20 protein-coding genes are annotated in these 16,268 nt (G+C 63.2%); 16 read left to right on the plus strand and 4 right to left on the minus strand.

The window, feature by feature from the left end; all coding sequences use genetic code 11:
• Positions 1-25: 25 nt before the first annotated feature.
• The 3 genes from SVXhr_RS06825 to SVXhr_RS06835 all read right to left on the minus strand — a co-directional run bounded on the left by SVXhr_RS06825 (position 26) and on the right by SVXhr_RS06835 (position 1,940).
• The gene (locus tag SVXhr_RS06825; protein WP_275740656.1) at positions 26-640 is read right to left on the minus strand and encodes a class I SAM-dependent methyltransferase; all 615 of its coding nucleotides are present in this window, start codon (positions 638-640) and stop codon (positions 26-28) included.
• 177 nt (positions 641-817) lie between these two features.
• Positions 818-1,348 carry a hypothetical protein gene (locus SVXhr_RS06830; protein ID WP_275740658.1) on the minus strand — a complete coding sequence of 177 codons (531 nt, stop codon included), beginning with the start codon at positions 1,346-1,348 and terminating at the stop codon, positions 818-820.
• On the minus strand, positions 1,341-1,940 hold the full coding sequence (locus tag SVXhr_RS06835) for a hypothetical protein (RefSeq protein WP_275740660.1): 600 nt from the start codon (positions 1,938-1,940) through the stop codon (positions 1,341-1,343). Before SVXhr_RS06835 ends, SVXhr_RS06830 begins: the two co-directional genes overlap by 8 nt.
• A 425-nt stretch (positions 1,941-2,365) precedes the next feature.
• On the opposite strand from SVXhr_RS06835, the gene SVXhr_RS06840 reads away from it, so the two are divergent.
• From SVXhr_RS06840 to SVXhr_RS06865, 6 genes are all read left to right on the plus strand, one after another.
• Positions 2,366-3,001: a hypothetical protein gene (locus SVXhr_RS06840; protein ID WP_275740662.1), complete on the plus strand. Its 636-nt coding sequence runs from the start codon at positions 2,366-2,368 to the stop codon at positions 2,999-3,001.
• A 60-nt stretch (positions 3,002-3,061) separates the two neighbouring features.
• Positions 3,062-3,619 carry a DUF1102 domain-containing protein gene (locus tag SVXhr_RS06845; protein ID WP_275740664.1) on the plus strand — a complete coding sequence of 186 codons (558 nt, stop codon included), beginning with the start codon at positions 3,062-3,064 and terminating at the stop codon, positions 3,617-3,619.
• Position 3,620: 1 nt separating this feature from the next.
• Complete coding sequence (locus SVXhr_RS06850; RefSeq protein WP_275740666.1) at positions 3,621-3,758, plus strand: hypothetical protein; 138 nt, start codon at positions 3,621-3,623, stop codon at positions 3,756-3,758.
• Between the two features lie 277 nt (positions 3,759-4,035).
• Positions 4,036-4,314 carry a ubiquitin-like small modifier protein 1 gene (locus SVXhr_RS06855; RefSeq protein ID WP_275740668.1) on the plus strand — a complete coding sequence of 93 codons (279 nt, stop codon included), beginning with the start codon at positions 4,036-4,038 and terminating at the stop codon, positions 4,312-4,314.
• A gap of 74 nt (positions 4,315-4,388) precedes the next feature.
• Positions 4,389-4,874, plus strand: coding sequence for a cyclic pyranopterin monophosphate synthase MoaC (gene moaC, locus SVXhr_RS06860; protein ID WP_275740670.1), 486 nt, complete (start codon positions 4,389-4,391; stop codon positions 4,872-4,874).
• 160 nt (positions 4,875-5,034) lie between these two features.
• A complete protein-coding gene (locus tag SVXhr_RS06865) occupies positions 5,035-5,367 on the plus strand; it encodes a hypothetical protein (RefSeq protein ID WP_275740672.1) in 333 nt (110 codons plus the stop codon).
• A 19-nt stretch (positions 5,368-5,386) separates the two neighbouring features.
• Here SVXhr_RS06865 and SVXhr_RS06870 read toward each other — a convergent pair whose 3' ends face one another.
• On the minus strand, positions 5,387-6,073 hold the full coding sequence (locus SVXhr_RS06870) for a helix-turn-helix domain-containing protein (protein ID WP_275740673.1): 687 nt from the start codon (positions 6,071-6,073) through the stop codon (positions 5,387-5,389).
• A 237-nt stretch (positions 6,074-6,310) separates the two neighbouring features.
• On the opposite strand from SVXhr_RS06870, the gene SVXhr_RS06875 reads away from it, so the two are divergent.
• Genes SVXhr_RS06875 through SVXhr_RS06920 form a run of 10 tightly spaced genes read left to right on the plus strand, consistent with a single transcriptional unit; the run spans position 6,311 to position 16,221 of the window.
• Positions 6,311-6,886: a hypothetical protein gene (locus SVXhr_RS06875; protein ID WP_275740675.1), complete on the plus strand. Its 576-nt coding sequence runs from the start codon at positions 6,311-6,313 to the stop codon at positions 6,884-6,886.
• Positions 6,879-7,508, plus strand: a complete 630-nt coding sequence (locus SVXhr_RS06880) for a Rieske (2Fe-2S) protein (RefSeq protein ID WP_275740677.1) — start codon at positions 6,879-6,881, stop codon at positions 7,506-7,508. The genes SVXhr_RS06875 and SVXhr_RS06880 overlap by 8 nt, the downstream gene beginning before the upstream one ends.
• Complete coding sequence (locus SVXhr_RS06885) at positions 7,508-8,914, plus strand: cytochrome bc complex cytochrome b subunit (RefSeq protein WP_275740680.1); 1,407 nt, start codon at positions 7,508-7,510, stop codon at positions 8,912-8,914. Before SVXhr_RS06880 ends, SVXhr_RS06885 begins: the two co-directional genes overlap by 1 nt.
• Entirely contained in the window at positions 8,907-9,092 is a 186-nt protein-coding gene (locus tag SVXhr_RS06890; protein WP_275740682.1) for a hypothetical protein, read from the plus strand. Before SVXhr_RS06885 ends, SVXhr_RS06890 begins: the two co-directional genes overlap by 8 nt.
• The gene (locus SVXhr_RS06895; protein WP_275740684.1) at positions 9,089-11,944 is read left to right on the plus strand and encodes a molybdopterin-dependent oxidoreductase; all 2,856 of its coding nucleotides are present in this window, start codon (positions 9,089-9,091) and stop codon (positions 11,942-11,944) included. Before SVXhr_RS06890 ends, SVXhr_RS06895 begins: the two co-directional genes overlap by 4 nt.
• Positions 11,944-12,993: a 4Fe-4S dicluster domain-containing protein gene (locus SVXhr_RS06900; protein ID WP_275740686.1), complete on the plus strand. Its 1,050-nt coding sequence runs from the start codon at positions 11,944-11,946 to the stop codon at positions 12,991-12,993. The genes SVXhr_RS06895 and SVXhr_RS06900 overlap by 1 nt, the downstream gene beginning before the upstream one ends.
• Complete coding sequence (locus SVXhr_RS06905) at positions 12,986-13,834, plus strand: ethylbenzene dehydrogenase-related protein (protein WP_275740688.1); 849 nt, start codon at positions 12,986-12,988, stop codon at positions 13,832-13,834. Before SVXhr_RS06900 ends, SVXhr_RS06905 begins: the two co-directional genes overlap by 8 nt.
• On the plus strand, positions 13,834-14,568 hold the full coding sequence (locus tag SVXhr_RS06910) for a molecular chaperone TorD family protein (protein ID WP_275740690.1): 735 nt from the start codon (positions 13,834-13,836) through the stop codon (positions 14,566-14,568). The genes SVXhr_RS06905 and SVXhr_RS06910 overlap by 1 nt, the downstream gene beginning before the upstream one ends.
• Positions 14,568-15,443 (plus strand): hypothetical protein, encoded by an 876-nt coding sequence (locus tag SVXhr_RS06915; RefSeq protein ID WP_275740692.1) that lies wholly within the window; start codon positions 14,568-14,570, stop codon positions 15,441-15,443. Before SVXhr_RS06910 ends, SVXhr_RS06915 begins: the two co-directional genes overlap by 1 nt.
• The gene (locus SVXhr_RS06920) at positions 15,436-16,221 is read left to right on the plus strand and encodes a HEAT repeat domain-containing protein (RefSeq protein ID WP_275740694.1); all 786 of its coding nucleotides are present in this window, start codon (positions 15,436-15,438) and stop codon (positions 16,219-16,221) included. Before SVXhr_RS06915 ends, SVXhr_RS06920 begins: the two co-directional genes overlap by 8 nt.
• Positions 16,222-16,268: the final 47 nt, after the last annotated feature.

A 16,268-nucleotide genomic window follows, 5' to 3' on the forward strand; every position in this document is an offset into this window, starting at 1 on the left:
CGGGGCGAACGCGGAGCGTGTAAAACTATTCCTCGATCCGGAACGTCCGACGAGTGTCCCGTTCGCCGACGACTGCGTCGACCTCGACGAGACCCCGATCGGTGAAAATACGCTTCCAGTCGCGATGATAGAGCGGGATATCCTCGGAGACGTAGGTCACGTCGTGCTCGTCAGTTCCGTCGCGGTCCCCTTCGTTTTCGACAGTGATGAGGAGGTCGTCGGTGATTCTGACCAGTTCGTCAAACACCCACGCCGATTCCGGGTGGATATGCTGGAGCGTCTCGACGGCGAAGACGGCGTCGAATCGCCCGTCTGTCATGTCACCGATCACTGCTTCGATCATATCGTGGTGAAACGTTCCCCGCGTCGCGAGTTCGGGATACGTCTCCCTCATTACGTCGAACGCGTCGTCGTTGACCTCGATGCCAGTCAGATCGGTGTATCCGTGTTCCAGCAAATGCGCGAGATGACGGCCCGAGCTACACCCGAGTTCGAGGATTGATGGGTCCGGCCCGAGGTACTGATCGAGAGTCTTCCGAATCGCCTCGCTCGTCTCGTTCGGGCCGTAGTACGCGTAATATTCGGGGGAGTACTCGCCGGACCGGTCGGCCCACTCACGACGAACGATGTCTGGATCCACACCTCTATCTCGTGACCGGAACGTAAAGACCTACGGAACGACCGGTCGGCCGTTGTCTCCTGGGCGGACGTTCCATGCCGTCGACGAGCGATAGCGGACCGTCGATCCGGACGGCCCAGCCCGGAACGGCGGCCCGGCCTGATTCCCTGTTGTGAACCCCATCGAGCCGTTCCTGTTTTAAGCGTTCTGTACGGCCTGATTTGCGGTTTCCGTGTCGGTGGGTGGCTCTCCGGGCCCGGGACACACCACCGAATACGTCACTGTGCGTGACGCCGATGTCTCCATCGATACGCTCTCGCCGTCGGCCCGAACCTCGAAGCTAACAGTGGCGGTGTGGGTCTCGTTCCGTCTCCCGGTACACGTCAACGACATCGGAACGGTGAATCGGTCACCGACAGTCAGCAGCTGCCCGTCAATCGACGGGACATCGACCGACAGGCCCCGACCGGCATGGGCAACTGCGGTAAGACTGATCTCGACGGGCTGTACGAACCGATTCTCCACGTTCACAAGCGTCTCTTCGGTATTCGGATCGACAGAAATCGTGCGGTCCGGATACGACAAGGCGAGATATGCATCCTCGTCGCCGACGACGTCAACGCTTACCGTCCGGTCAGCCGTCGTGGCCTCGTATCCAAGTGTGCTGGCAGAGAAGTACAGCCCCGCGATCACTGCGATTCCAGCGATCAGCCAGCGTGAATCACTCATTGGCCACCTCCGGCGGTGCGCTGTTCACCCCGAGTCGCATTCGTCGTGACAGATGAAAGTGGGCGCTTGATGAGACGAGAAACACCACGATAAGGAACGCTGTCCAGGCCACGGATGGAACCGTGGCGAACGGGCCGATGCCGAGCCACGATAACGCGATCACGACGCTACCGAGGACGCTTACGCTGAGATAGTAGGCGCTCCAGGGCAGCTCGTACCTGTCGACGAGTTCAAGGTAAATGTCCAGGCGCTGTGCAGCATCCGTCAGTGAGATATCACCCGTCCGTCGATCAAACTCGACCACACCCTTTTCGTCGAGTTTTGGCAGGTGAAACTGCTGTAACGATGTGTAGACGCTCTTTCGCTCCGATGACGTGACTTCGTTAGTCGTTCCGTGCTCCCAAGCTGCCACCTGTTCGGCGACATCGCTTAACGTCGCGTCCTCCCCGTTCTGTTTGAGGTAGTGCAACGTATAGCGCCGCCGTCGGTTGCTAAGTACCTCGAAGGCTTCGTCGCGGGTAAATTCCGCGGCGTCTTCGTTAGTCGGTCCGATACTCGGTCCTGCCGTCTGTCTGTCCCCCGGTTTTGACATAGCGTTCCCACCCCCATCGATGTGATTCGCCTGCGATACAGGTCGACACTGTTTTGGTCAATATATAAAACTTAGTGATGGATTAATCGTTATCCGGTACTGCAGCAGCATACCCGCTTTGGGGATCGATGTTGGAGCGGCTGTGGTACAATCCGGAGTAACAGGGCTCGAACCGCCGTCTCGTCGCCATCAATCGACCATTTCGATCCGCTGGCAACGCTTCAACGGGCGGTTGTCAGCCACAGGTAGCCATTGACCGAGTGGCCTTCAGTTCAATTCATCGTAGAACATTCTCGAACGGTCGTTGTCAAACCTTCAACTGGCTTGATACAATGTGGGTGGGGCCACTATGCGAGAGCAAGCACGCTCACCATGACGGTTTGTCGTGTATCGCCTGGGGGTGGGCGTGTGGAGGGAGAAAAACCATGGAACGACGAAAGTTTCTGATCGGAATGGGATCGCTCGCCGCCGGTTCGGCGGCTGCAATGGGGACGAGTGCGTTCACCAGCACATCCGCGAACCGACAGCTCTCCGTACAGGTGGCCAACGATGCGGCCGCGTACATGGGGTTGTCGGCCGTCGACGGGTCGCCGAACTCGGCGTACGTGAGCCAGGATGGATCGAACGGTGAACTCGCGATCGAGGTCGCCGATACGAGTGCAGGCGGCAGTGGGGTGAACCTCAACTCGCACACGCGCATTGATGATCTGTTCGAAGTCACGAATCAGGGTACCCAGCCTGTGTACGTGTTCGTCCGACTGACTGGCAATGGGTCGAAGACGAACGCGTACTTCTACGACTCCGATAACCCGAAGATGGCGCTCTCGCCGGATTACGGGAAACCCGGAGCGTACGCGGATCAGGGAGACGCCGACTCGCTCGGACCGAACCCCAAGGACATCAAACGGTCCGCGGCCAAACTCGAACCGGGGGAATCGATGGCCGTCGGGCTGGACGTCGAAGCGCTGGATACCGGGACGAAATTCGCCGCCGCGGGCGGGCTGCAGGTCAATGCCGTCGCCGAGAAGGACGCCGTCCCGGGACAACCGTATGATCCCTGAGGCGGTGTCCGACACGGAGTGTACTGATCAGCAATCGAAGACAACCATAGATACCAACGGATGAAACGACGAAACCTACTCTCAGCACTCGGCGCGCTCGCCGCCGGTGGGGCTGTGGCAACCGGCACGGGGGCGTTCACCGCGACCACCGCGGATCGGCAGTTCTCGGTGTCCGTCGCGGGGGATTCGAACGCCTTCCTCGGCCTCAGCCCGACGTCCGGGCCCAACGGTGCGTATGCGGACGGAGCGGACGACGGCGAGCTCGAGTTGGACTTCACCGAGGACAACGAGAACATCGGCAGTGGAATCGCGGGGGGAAACGGCATCAATTCGAACTCGATCACCCACTTCGACGACGTCTTCGAGGTCCAAAACCAGGGCACTCAGGAGGTCATCGTGTCGGTAACGCCGATCGGCTTCTTCGAAGCCGACAACGGCAACGCGATGTTCGTCCTGCTGGTGCCACCGGTTTGGGCATTCAACAAGTGGAATCTCACGAAAATGAAACTCGACGTTGGGGAGACTGCGAAGTTCGGTGTCATCGCTGCCAGTTCCAGTGAGTTCCCGCCGGGTCTCGCCATGAACGACGAGCTGACAATCACCGCGGAGGCACTCTGACATGACGGACGAACTATCCGTAGAGGCGTACTTCAGGGCGTCAGAACAGTACGATGCGGAAGACGTGACCGAGATCCCGGAGGATGTCCGTGAAGACATAAACGCAACACTGCGAGCGCTTGAGTCGAACGAAAACTGACGGATGGCAGTGCAAGTCGGGTATGCGGCCCGGCTCCACTGTTCGATCGATGGTGGGGCTGTCGTAGTTGGCGAAGGGATGATGAACCCGTTCGTCTTGGGGGCCAGCCGAACCGTCGCTCAGTTGGGGGACTGAGTAATCGGTTACAGTGGCCCGAACGAGCGGATTTTTGTCTCCAGATAGAGTGACTGTAACAGACGTCTAGTGGTGGCTTTCGGCTGCGTGTACGCTCGAATCGCCGGAACGTTCATTTCTCCCGGTGGTCTTACGGTCGGATATGCAGGTGTCTTGGAAGTTGTTCGCGACGCTGCGGGAGGCTGCTGGGGAATCCGAGATTGAGATTGAGATTGCCGACAGCGCGACGGTCGCCGACGCACTCGAGGTGCTCCTCGCCAAGCATCCCGTTGTCGAGACCGAAGCGGTCGATGGCGATGAACTCTATTCCCATATTAGCGTCGTCCACGATGGGGTCCGCGTCGAGGAACCACTGACATCAGACCGAGAGGTCTCCGTAAACGACGAACTCGCGCTGTTGCCCCCGCTAAGCGGCGGATGAGGACGGGAGCATCGCCGGGCGGCAATCAATGTGGCTCCGGAACCTACAATATTCCAGCGACCGATTCGTGCAGCATGACCGAAGCGTTCACGCACGTCGACGATGGAGCCGCCGATATGGTGGACGTCGGCGACAAACCCGCTTCCAAGCGTCGGGCGGTCGCTGAAGGCGAGATCGCACTGACCCCTTCGACTATCGAAGCGATCCGTGCGGACGAGATCGGCAAGGGGAACGTCCTCGCGACCGCACGCGTCGGGGCGATCCAGGCCGTCAAGCACACCTGGGAGACAATCCCGCTGTGCCACCAGATTCCGATCACGAACGTGACAACGGACTTCACTGTCGGCGAGGACGCGGTACAACTCCGGGTAACTGTCGAGACGATCGGGCAGACTGGGTGTGAGATGGAGGCCCTAGAGGGCGTCACCACGGGTCTGAACGTCGTCTGGGACATGGTCAAGGCCGCTGAAAAGGACGACGACGGATCCTATCCTGAGACGGCGATCCGAGACGTAACTGTTGTCGAAAAGACAGTCCAACAAGCAAGTGAGTCAGAGTAACCAGTATTGGGGTTGATCGCTGCGCCAGGATGGCAGATTCTTTGTGAGGTCACCAGCGCGTCGAGAACTGCCGCCGTCCGAGCCGACAGTCTACGGTGGCCACGGTGTGGCGAAGATGTTCGCTGCAAGGTATTTCATGATGAGTCTCGTGGATTCGCCCATGTCGGGAGCGATGGGAGACGATACAGCGGTCGATCCGGACGTGATTGCCCGCCGGGTGCGTGATCGTGCCGAGCAGACGAAACGTCGACAGGTGTCCGTCGCGGCCGCAAAACTCGACGGAAACCATCACGAAGAACTGGAAGCGCTCAGTGAGCAATTGACCGGCCGGCTTCTCGCGGGGCCGCTGGTTGCCCTCGAGGTGGCCGCCGACCGGGACGATCCAGCACTCGCAGGGGACGTGGCGACGTTGTTCGGTGTCGACCGCTGTGCGGAAACAATGGAGGCGACTGGTGACGACATCCAAAAGCAGGTCACATCACTCGAGCATTAAGTATCGCAGTGTCGCGTGGTTATTGTCCGTGACTTGATTGGATGGTCGTGTCGGACTGGTTATTTGACCCGTCCAGGAACCCTTCCAGGAGATTGTGTTGGGCGGCCGCCAGATGTTCGGTGAACGTCGGCGTCGCGACGTCAAGTTCCGTTGCGACCGCTTCAGCAGTGGCGTTCCGTGGATATTCGAAGTAACCCATTTCGTATGCAGTCTCTAAGACTTCCCGTTGGCGGGCCGTCAATTCGCCAGGATCAGTGACCCATAGCGGCCCCGATTCGCTCTCCGGCGGGGCTCGGACGAGTGTTCCCACCTGGACGCCATCACGGGATTCTCGAAGTGTTGAGACAATGGCTCTGATGCCATCGAGATCGGCGGCAAGGACGGTCACGAACAGCGTTCCGTCGACGACCTGTACGTCTCGAACGGTACAGCCCTCTCGCTCGATACATTCACAAGCACAGCCCTGGCCACGGGATCGCGCCAGCCGATAGATCGTCCGGCGATCATCCTGAAAGATCGCTGTGGCGTCACCCAGCGTGTCCGGACAATCGCCCTCGCGGACAGTGAACTCGTCGTGGACCCGCCCATCCTCGTCCGGGACGGCGCTCCGTGACACCGATGCCACTGGTCCACAGTCCCGGGACACAGCCGCGACGTCACACTGGGGTGGTTCCTCGATGACGAGTTTCGCCCGAATACCCTCCATTGGTGTACATACGGGCGGTGGATCCGTAACCTGTTTGGGCCGAACTGGTTCGGCTCTGCTCCCGCAGAGAGACTTAAAGGTCGTCCCGAATATATTTTACAAACTTTCAACATAAAACCCCTCAGCGTTGAGGGTCTACCTCTTTGGAGAGTGTCCATCTTTATCTAGGGGACCGGCGTCTTCACCCGACCAACCCCGGTGGTCGGCCGTGGGACGCGTCAGTACACAGTGATCACTATGAGACGGTCCACACTCGTCATCGCCATCGTGGTGCTCGCCGTTCTCCTGCCGATGTGGTTCGTGGCGCTACACGGCGAGCCCCCGTCAGAAGAGATCGCGATCGATCAGAGCGTCTCCGATATGAAACCATTGGAGGGGCTGATCGATACGCCGAACAAACTATCGCCGAGTCAGGTCGGGGTGATCGTCTGGATCGCGCTGTTCGCACTGGTTGGTGTCCTGGCCGGGGCTCATCAGTTCATGAACCGGGCAGTGAGACGATCGAAGCCGGGTGATTCCCCCTCGGTCCCGGACCGAATACTCCCCTGGTTCGAGACTGAGGACCGCTGGCTCGTCGCCTACGAGGATGCCCCGGACTCGATCGCGGGGCTGATCGCGATGGCCGGCCTGACGGTACTGGCTATCGCCTTTGGGGCGTTGTTCACCGGCGAGTACCTCACGCTGGCCAGGACGCAGTACTTCGGGCTGTACGCGACCGGGCTGTTCACCTCGTTGGCGCTGCTCACGGTCGCCTACTACGCCTGGTTCATGCCTCACGTCGCCGTCGCCGAACGGAGGGGTCACGGTGAGTGAGGATTGCCCCTGTGAGCACGACGGTGAGGAGTCCGGCCCCGTTCGACCGAGCATCTTCGACGACGACCGGGCGGAACTTCAGCGGCGTGACATCGCCAAGCTCCTGGCGACCGCGGGCGGTCTCACGGCGCTTGCGAGTCTGGCCGCGCCGCTCGCCGGCCTCCAGCAGGTCTTCCAGCGGACCTACACCGGCCCGATCTACGGCGACGGGATCCCGCTGGTCGACGGCGAGGGCAACCGAATCACGCCGGATCGCTTGGCTGAAGGCGAACAGCTAACCGTCTTTCCCGAGCCGCGGCCGGGGATCGGTGACGCGCCGACGCTGTTGGTTCGATTCCCTGAGACGGACTACGGCGACGGGACGGAACTTGCCTATACTGTCGAGGGTTACGCCGCGTACTCGAAGATCTGTACGCACGCGGGCTGTACCGTCTCGGATCGGGAAGACGATACGCTCGTCTGCCCGTGTCACTACGGGAAGTTCGATCCGAAGAACGGTGCGGTAGTGACCGGTGGCCCGCCGCCACGGGCCTTACCCCAGCTTCCAATCACGCTCGCCAGCGAGGGACACTTGATCGCAACAGCCGACTTCGACGGGCACGTCGGCGCGGGGGGTGAGTGATGTCCCGCAGCCAACGCGTCTATGCGTGGTTCGACGACCGCCTCGACTTGGACGAGGCCGAGAAGTTCCTCGGGAAGGCCTTCCCCGCCGAGGACTCGTTCCTGCTCGGCGAGGTCGCGCTGTTCTCCTTTATGATGCTCGTGCTGACCGGGATCTTCCTCGGCTTCTTCTACGAGCCCTCGACGACTGAAATGACCTACGAGGGTAGCGTCGCCCAGTTCCAGGGCGAGGACCTGCCGGCCGCGTTCGGCAGCGTACTCCAGCTAACCTACGACGTTCCCTTCGGTATGTTCATCCGCCGGTTCCACCACTGGGCGGCCCACCTGTTCGTCGCCTCGATCGGCCTGCACATGCTGCGGGTGTTCTTCCACGGGGCCTACCGCAACCCGCGTGAGATCAACTGGGTCGTCGGCACGACGCTGGCGATTCTGGCGATGGGTGCGGCCTACACCGGCTACGCCCTGCCCTTTGACGAGTTCGCTTCGACGGCGACCGGGATCGGGTACAACATCGCGGGCTCGATCCCGATTCTGGGCGACCCGATCGCGTCGATCGTCTTCGGCGGGGACTTCCCTTCCAGCGCGACGATCCCGCGGCTATACTTCCTGCACGTCTTCGTCATTCCCATCCTGATCGCTGGCGGCCTGGCAGTCCACATGGGCCTGCTGGTCAGACAGAAACACACCGAGGCCCAGCGTGACGCCGATGTCGAACCCGTCGCGGCGTCCTCCGGGCAGGTGAACGACGACCGCGACACCGTCGACAGCGAGGACGACAGCGTCGTCGTCGGGCTGCCGGCGTTCCCCAATCAAGCGGCGGTCAGCGCCGTCGTGTTCTTCGTGACGCTGGCGACGCTGTCGGCGCTGGCAGGGTTCCTGCCCGTCCACAACATCGCCGAGTACGGACCCAACAACCCCGCTGGCACGCCCGCGTTGATCATGCCAGACTGGTTTTTCATGTGGCTCTATGGCTTCCTGAAGGTGCTCCCATCGTCGCTGGGCTTTCACCTGGGTCCGATCGAGATCAGCGCGGAGTTCCTCGGCGGGGTCGCGCTGCCGTCGCTGGTCTTCCTGGCGGTGTTTGCCTGGCCGTTCATCGACCGCCGGCGGGACAGCGTTCACTTCACGGCCGACCCCTTCGAGCGGCCGGTCCAGACTGGCGTCGGCGTCGCCGGCGTCGTCTTCATCATGATCGCCTCGATCGCGGGCATGAACAACCTGCTCGCGGAGGCCCTCGGCGTCTCGACCGGGGTCGTCAACCTCCCGCTCCTGCTCGCGATGGTGATCGGCCCCGTCGTCGCGTTCGGCGTCGTCCATTGGACGATCAGCCACGAGCGCGAGGACGCCACTGTGACGGACGGGGCGCAAGACCGGGAGGATCCAGCGGAGGTGCCCGACGATGAGTGAGCGCCTCCCCGCACTGTCCGGCTGGATGTATCGACGCGTGGATACGGCGAGTAAGCTCCTCGGCCTGGCAGTGGTCGCCGCGGCCCTCGAAGTTGGGCCGATGACTGCTGCCGGAGTGACACTTGCCGTGATCGGCGCAACGCTCGCGACAGCAACCGTTTTCATCGACAGCCAATGAGTAACTCAGAACACACCGACGACAGTACAGACGGCCTCTCGCGCCGCGACTTCCTGCTGGGTGCCGGCGCGGCCGGCGTGGTCGGCGCGACCGGTTTGAGCGTCGCCGACCGGGCACTCGACGGTCTCCAGGCCGTTGACGATCCCATCGGCAGCTATCCCTACCGCGACTGGGAGGACTTCTACCGCGAGGAGTGGGACTGGGATTCGGTCGCCCGGTCGACGCACTCGGTCAACTGCACCGGGTCGTGTTCGTGGGACGTCTACGTCAAGAACGGCCAGGTCTGGCGCGAACAACAGGCCAACGACTACCCGACCTTCGACGAGAGCCTCCCCGATCCCAACCCCCGGGGCTGCCAGAAGGGGGCCTGTTACAACGACTACGTCGACGCCGAACAGCGCGTCCAGTACCCCATGCGCCGCACCGGCGAGCGCGGGGCCGGCGAGTGGGAGCGCATCTCCTGGGACGAGGCGCTGACCGAGATCGCCGAGCACGTCATCGAGGAGGTCCAGGCGGGCCGATACGACGCCATCAGCGGCTTCACGCCGATCCCGGCGATGAGTCCCGTGAGCTTCGCCTCGGGGACGCGGCTGGTCAACCTGCTCGGCGGCGTCTCCCATTCGTTCTACGACTGGTACTCGGACCTGCCGCCGGGCCAGCCGATTACCTGGGGCCACCAGACCGACAACGCCGAGAGCGCCGACTGGCACAACGCCGAGTACATCATCGCGTGGGGGTCAAACATCAACGTCACGCGCATCCCCGACGCGAAGTACTTCCTCGACGCGGGCTACGAGGGCGCAAAGCGGGTCGGCGTCTTCTCCGATTACTCCCAGACGGCGATCCACACCGACGAGTGGATCGCGCCCGATCCCGGTACCGACACCGCGCTGGCGCTTGGGATGGCTCGCACCATCGTCGAGGAGGAGCTCTACGACCAGGAACACCTCAAAGAGCAGTCGGACATGCCGCTGCTCGTCCGGAATGACACGGGCAAGTTCCTCCGGGCGAGCGAGGTCCCCGGCCTCTCGGTTGCAGCCGACGAACCCGAGAAGGTCATGGTCATGCAGGACGCGGACGGCAACCTCCGTGCTGCACCGGGGTCGCTCGGTGAACGCGAGGCCAAGTACGACGACTCCCTGTCGATCGAACTCGATTTCGACCCGCAACTGGCCGTCGAGGACACCGTCGGGACGACCGACGGCGAGGTGGCCGTCACGTCGGTCTGGAACAACCTCCGGGAGGAGCTGGCCAACTACACCCCCGAATACGTCCACGAGGAGACCGGCGTCGGGAAGGAGACTCACCAGAAGATCGCCCGGGAGTTCGCCGACGTCGACCGCGGGAAGATCATCCACGGCAAGGGCGTCAACGACTGGTACCACAACGACCTGGGCAACCGCGCGATCCAGCTGCTCGTCACGTTGACGGGCCACATCGGGCGGAACGGCACCGGCGTCGACCACTACGTCGGCCAGGAGAAGATCTGGACGTTCAACGGCTGGAAGACCCTCTCGTTCCCGACCGGTTCCGTCCGGGGCGTCCCGACGACGCTGTGGACCTACTACCACGCGGGCATCCTGAAGAATACCGACGCCGAGACCCGCCGGAAGATCGAGGAAGCCGTCGAGAAGGACTGGATGCCCGTCTACCCCGAGGAGCGCGAGGACGGTACCCGACCCGATCCCTCGACGATGTTCGTCTGGCGGGGTAACTTCTTCAACCAGGCGAAGGGCAACGTCGCCGTCGAGGAGGTCCTGTGGGACAAACTCGACCTCGTCGTGGACATCAACTTCCGGCTGGACTCGACAGCGCTGTACGCCGACATCGTCCTGCCGGCCGCGAGCCACTACGAGAAACACGACCTCAACATGACGGACATGCACACCTACGTGCATCCGTTCACGCCCGCGGTCGAACCGCTGGGCGAGTCCAAATCCGACTGGCAGATCTTCAAGGAACTCGCGGCGAAGATCCAAGAGATCGCCCGCGAGCGGGACATCGACCCGATCGACGACAGGAAATTCGACCGCCAGATCGATCTCCAGTCGGTCTATGAGGACTACGTCCGGGACTGGGTGAGCGACGAGGACGGGGCCCTGGCGGAAGACCGTGCGGCCTGTGAGGCCATCCTCGAACACTCGACCGAAAGCAATCCAGACGACGGCGGCGAGATCACCTTCGCCGACACCGTCGACCAGCCCCAGCGCTTCGAGGCAGCCGGTGACCACTGGACCTCCGACATCGAGGACGGCACGGCCTACGCCCCCTGGAAGGACTTTGTCCAGGACAAGGAGCCCTGGCCAACCCTGACGGGTCGCCAGCAGTACTACATCGACCACGATTGGTTCCTCGACGTCGACGAGCAACTCCCGACGCACAAGCGCCCGGTCGAAACGAACGATCAGAGCGAGTATCCGCTGCGGTACAACACGCCCCACGGCCGGTGGTCGATCCACTCGACGTGGCGCGACAGCGAGAAGATGCTCCAGTTGAACCGGGGCGAGCCCGTGGTGTTCATCCACCCCGAGGACGCCCAGCATCGCGGGATCGAGGACGGCGACACGGTCGAGATCTACAACGATCTGGCGACGATCGAGGCCAACGCCAAAATCTACCCGGCCAGCGAACCCGGGACCGTCCGGCACTACTTCGCCTGGGAGAAGTACCAGTACCCCAGCCGCGACAACTTCAACTCGCTGATCCCGATGTACATGAAACCAACCCAGCTCGTCCAGTATCCCGAGGATTCGGGCGAGCACCTCCACTTCTTCCCCAACTACTGGGGACCGACCGGAGTCAACAGCGACGTCCGCTGTGATATCAGGCCAAAGGAAGGGGGTGGTGACTGATGGCCCACGACGACGTCGACATCGCGGAGGGGGTCGACCACCAGGTCGCGATGGTAATGGACCTCAACAAGTGCATCGGGTGTCAGACCTGCACGGTCGCCTGCGAGACGCTGTGGACCGAGCGGGAGGGCACCGAGTACATGTACTGGAACAACGTCGAGACCCGCCCCGGATCTGGCTACCCACGCGACTGGGAGGAGAAAGGCGGTGGGTGGGAATCCGCGGAGCACAACCAGCGCTCCGTGGGCGAGATCCCCTCCCAGCAGGATTACGGCGAGGACTGGGAGTTCGACCACGAAGGGATCCTCAAGGAGGGCGCCGAGAAGGCCCTCGAACCCGAGAACGTCGATCCCGAGTGGGGGCCCAACTGGGACGAGGACCAGGGGGCCGGCGAGCATCCCAACAGCTACCACTTCTACATGCCCCGGATCTGCAACCACTGCACCCACCCATCCTGCGTGGAGGCCTGCCCCCGGAAGGCCATCTACAAGCGCGAGGAGGACGGCGTCGTCCTGGTCGACCAGGAGCGCTGTCGGGGTTACCGCTACTGCGTCGAGGGGTGTCCCTACAAGAAGGTCTACTACAACGCCGTGACGAAGCGCAGCGAGAAGTGCGTCTTCTGCTACCCGCGCATCGAGGGCGAGGGGCCCGACGACGAAGTCCACCCGCCGGCCTGCGCCGATCAGTGTACCACCCAGCTCCGTCTGGTCGGCTACCTCGACGATCAGGACGGGCCGATCTACAAGCTCGTCGAGCAATACGAGGTCGCACTCCCGCTGCATCCGGAATACAGTACCTCGCCGAACGTCTACTACATCCCGCCGACTGCGCCGCCACAGCACAGCGAGGACGGCGAGACGGTCGACGTCGAGCGCATTCCGCGGTCGTACCTCGAAGAGCTGTTCGGCGAGCAGGTTAACGACGCCCTGGACACGATCGAGCGCGAGCGCGCGAAGGTCGAACGCGGCGGCCACAGCGAACTCATGGAGATCCTCCAGGACAAGAACCCGGCCCAGCAGTACAGATTGGAGGTGTTTTCCGATGACTGAGATCGTTAGGGGAGGTCGACCGCTGCTCGTCGCCGGTCTCCTTGCGGGCTTGCTGGTCGCGAGTGCTGCGCTCGCGCCGCTGATCGCCGACGCCAGGCCCGCCCGCGAGATTCCCGTCGAGAACGTCGAGAACTCGCTGGCCGACCCTGGCGCTGACGGGTGGGGCGAGGTCCCGGCGGCGACGGTCCCGCTTGCGAGCGCACCGAGCAGCGTCCCGAACGCCGACGACACGACGGTCCGCGAGGTCGAGGTCGAAGCGGCACGGACAGATGGCAAGCTGTTCGTCCGCTTGCGCTGGGCTGATCCGAGCGCGGATCGATCGGCGAGTTCCCCGCGTGCGTTCGCCGACATGGCAGCGATACAGTTCCCCGTCAACGCGACCACGCAGCCGGCGATTGCGATGGGGAGCGAGCGGAATCTGGTGAACGTCTGGCAGTGGTCGGCGACCGACACCACCCAGGAACTGCTCGCCGGCGGCCCCGGTACGACGACGATTTTCGAGCAGCCCGCGGTCAGCACGGAATCGACCCGGAGTGACGTTGGCGAGGGCGAGGGCTGGAGCGTCGTCTTCGCGCGGGATCTGAATGCGTCAGTGGACAACCGGACGGCACTCGACGCTGACGCCGATCTGAGCGTCGCTCTCGGCATCTGGAACGGCGAGAACAGCGAACGGGCCGGCCAGAAGGCCGTCAGCGAGTGGTACTACTTCCCGTTCGGACCTGACGACGGGGGTACACCGTTCCAGACGGTCCTATGGGCGATTGCCGGCGCGGCGATCGCGCTGGTGATCGTCGTCACCGCACTCAGTGTCCGTCGAACCAACGAGGAGGGCAAACTGTGATGAGCCGGACTGATACTGGAGAGAAACCACCGCAAGGCGACCGCCTCGACCGGGAGGAAATCGCGGCGGATCCGGCAGCCAGAGGCGTCGTCTATCAGACACTCGCAACGGCGTTCGAACACCCGACCGAGGAACTCCACGCCGGCCTTCTCGCGGGCCAAGTGAAAAACGGCATGCAGGACGCCCTCGAGGCGACCGCACTTGACGTATCGGTGCCGGAATTTGCCCCCGCGGAAAGCTATGAGGAACTCAGTGCGCGATACAACCGTCTGTTCGCGCTCGGGTCGGCCGTCGTTACCGATCGGACGGACGGATCGGTCGACAAGGAAGGGCCGGCCGTCTCGCTGTACGAATCCAGCCATCGCGATGATGCGACGTGGCAGACGATCAACGTCGATCTGGCACGTGCCTACGAACACTACGGCCTCTCGGTCGACACCGAGGAGCGCGATCACCACGACAATCTCGGCCTCCAACTGGAGTTCGCGGGCTATCTCGCTCGCCGGGTGGCCCTCGGTGAGGCAGACGCCGGGGCCGCCCGCCGGGATTTCCTCGATCGCCATCTGACTGTGTTTGCGGGGTCGTTGCGGGACTCGCTGAACGATACTGACGTTGCCGGCGTGTATGCTGATCTGGCAACGCTGCTTGAACAGTTCGTCGTGGCCGACCATGCAGACTTGGCCGACCGATACGATGGCCCCTCCTCAACGGACCGGAGTGAGGTGAGCTTTTGATGAGCGGACGCGTCGCTACTCTCGGTTCGAACGGTGCCAAGACCCTGGACGGTGACTGGCTCGACGATATCGACCGAGAAGTACTGGCGCTGCCGGCTGTGATCGCGGCTGGGACGCTGTTCGTCAGTCGGGTCGCTATCAACGCCCGGGCGGAGGTTCCGATTGATCTTGTCGCACTCCAGGAGTGGCTTGTCCCACTTACGGCGATGGCATGTGCCGGATCGCTGCTCGCAATCGCTGTGGTTCACGGCAAGCCATTCGAGATGCTGGGGCTGGCGTTCGTCGGCGTCTTCGGCGTGGCCGGCACCGTCGCGCGTCCAGCGTACACGCCTACCGTCGTCGCGATTGTCGTTGGGACGCCGATCGCGCTCGGCGATCGACTCCGGACTGACGAGGGCGTTCGCGTCGGGCCGGCTCTCGTCACTGGCGTCCTCCTTAGCGGCTTGGTCGCTTCACTGGCCGGAACGCTGGGAGTCGATGTGGCGCTCAGCCGGTCGCTCGGCTCCCAACTCACGCTAGTGGGCGTGGCCGGGACGCCGGTCTTCCTCGCTCGCGGTCGTGGGGACTGGCTCGTCGGCGCGGTCGGTGCCGGGCTGCTGGTCGCCCTGGGCGTGTTCACACCGTTTCTCCTCGGGGCGACCGGGCTCGTGGCCGGCGCAGTTGTCGGGGCGTCCGTTCCCGTGATGGCGCTCGCTGTCGGCGGGTTGACGACGACCGCAAGCGCCGCGTTGCGAACGCGCCATCGTCCGGCCCTGCTGGGGGCTGGCCTCCTCTTGTTCGCTGGGATCCCCGCAACGATACCGCGGGCACTGCCGTTCGCCCTCGCGTTGACACTACTGGTCGGATCAGTGTCAGGAGGTGTTGGGGATGACTGAGCGTGACGAAGAGACGCCGCCGGAACCCAGCCCCGGCCCGGAGGGGTATCACCCGGACGTGACAGTTAGCCGTGAAGATATCGAGTTAGGAGAGTCCGGCGAAGCCGACTTCGCGGCGGCGGACACGAACCCAGTTGCCGACGAGAGTGTCGACGGACTGCTTGCAGCACTCGAAGCGGCGGACGCGACTGAACGCCAACGGGCGACGCTGGCGCTTTCCGAACGCGAGCCGGGCGAGGATGCCCTCGATGCGCTTGCCGAGCGCGCAGCTGACGATCCCGAGGCGCTCGTCCGGCAGTTCGCCGTCGAAGCACTGGGTGATCTCGCGGAGACGACGCCGGATGCAGTCGTGGCCGCCCTTTCGGACGCCGACCCATGGGTTCGCGCGGAGGCGGTTGTCGCCCTCGACCACCTCGACCGGGAGGCACATGCTGAACGGATCGAGGCCGGCCTTGACGATGACCACCATGCCGTCCGCCGGAACGCCGTCATCTCGCTATGGAAAAGCCGGAGTGAGGACGCCTTGCCAGCGTTGCTCGCACTGGCCGACGACGAGTCTGATCGGGTCCGGGAGTGGGTCGCCGAGCTGCTGGGTCGGATCGACCATCCGGACGCCGAAGACGCTTTGAAAGAACTTCGAGCCGACGAGGAGTCGGTCGTTGCCAAGACCGCCGCGAACGCACTCGATGGCCCTGACGCGACGCCAGGCCCGCCAGGCGGAACGGCTCCGGACGGGACTAACCCAGCTAGTTCGAAGGATCAACCGCCACAGCTCTGAGCAGTAGATCAAGATACCGACCCGACCAACCCACGACTGCTGTCACC

The organism is Halorhabdus sp. SVX81 (genome assembly GCF_029207715.1).
Lineage (GTDB): Archaea > Halobacteriota > Halobacteria > Halobacteriales > Haloarculaceae > Halorhabdus.

What these genes read in the sequence shown, in the direction of transcription:
- SVXhr_RS06830 (WP_275740658.1), bottom strand. Translation starts at nt 1,348, where the DNA reads ATGAGTGATTCACGCTGGCTGATCGCTGGAATCGCAGTGATCGCGGGG.
- SVXhr_RS06835 (WP_275740660.1), bottom strand. Translation starts at nt 1,940, where the DNA reads ATGTCAAAACCGGGGGACAGACAGACGGCAGGACCGAGTATCGGACCG.
- SVXhr_RS06840 (WP_275740662.1), top strand. Translation starts at nt 2,366, where the DNA reads ATGGAACGACGAAAGTTTCTGATCGGAATGGGATCGCTCGCCGCCGGT.
- SVXhr_RS06845 (WP_275740664.1), top strand. Translation starts at nt 3,062, where the DNA reads ATGAAACGACGAAACCTACTCTCAGCACTCGGCGCGCTCGCCGCCGGT.
- SVXhr_RS06850 (WP_275740666.1), top strand. Translation starts at nt 3,621, where the DNA reads ATGACGGACGAACTATCCGTAGAGGCGTACTTCAGGGCGTCAGAACAG.
- SVXhr_RS06855 (WP_275740668.1), top strand. Translation starts at nt 4,036, where the DNA reads ATGCAGGTGTCTTGGAAGTTGTTCGCGACGCTGCGGGAGGCTGCTGGG.
- moaC (WP_275740670.1), top strand. Translation starts at nt 4,389, where the DNA reads ATGACCGAAGCGTTCACGCACGTCGACGATGGAGCCGCCGATATGGTG.
- SVXhr_RS06865 (WP_275740672.1), top strand. Translation starts at nt 5,035, where the DNA reads ATGTCGGGAGCGATGGGAGACGATACAGCGGTCGATCCGGACGTGATT.
- SVXhr_RS06870 (WP_275740673.1), bottom strand. Translation starts at nt 6,073, where the DNA reads ATGGAGGGTATTCGGGCGAAACTCGTCATCGAGGAACCACCCCAGTGT.
- SVXhr_RS06875 (WP_275740675.1), top strand. Translation starts at nt 6,311, where the DNA reads ATGAGACGGTCCACACTCGTCATCGCCATCGTGGTGCTCGCCGTTCTC.
- SVXhr_RS06885 (WP_275740680.1), top strand. Translation starts at nt 7,508, where the DNA reads ATGTCCCGCAGCCAACGCGTCTATGCGTGGTTCGACGACCGCCTCGAC.
- SVXhr_RS06890 (WP_275740682.1), top strand. Translation starts at nt 8,907, where the DNA reads ATGAGTGAGCGCCTCCCCGCACTGTCCGGCTGGATGTATCGACGCGTG.
- SVXhr_RS06895 (WP_275740684.1), top strand. Translation starts at nt 9,089, where the DNA reads ATGAGTAACTCAGAACACACCGACGACAGTACAGACGGCCTCTCGCGC.
- SVXhr_RS06900 (WP_275740686.1), top strand. Translation starts at nt 11,944, where the DNA reads ATGGCCCACGACGACGTCGACATCGCGGAGGGGGTCGACCACCAGGTC.
- SVXhr_RS06905 (WP_275740688.1), top strand. Translation starts at nt 12,986, where the DNA reads ATGACTGAGATCGTTAGGGGAGGTCGACCGCTGCTCGTCGCCGGTCTC.
- SVXhr_RS06910 (WP_275740690.1), top strand. Translation starts at nt 13,834, where the DNA reads ATGAGCCGGACTGATACTGGAGAGAAACCACCGCAAGGCGACCGCCTC.
- SVXhr_RS06915 (WP_275740692.1), top strand. Translation starts at nt 14,568, where the DNA reads ATGAGCGGACGCGTCGCTACTCTCGGTTCGAACGGTGCCAAGACCCTG.
- SVXhr_RS06920 (WP_275740694.1), top strand. Translation starts at nt 15,436, where the DNA reads ATGACTGAGCGTGACGAAGAGACGCCGCCGGAACCCAGCCCCGGCCCG.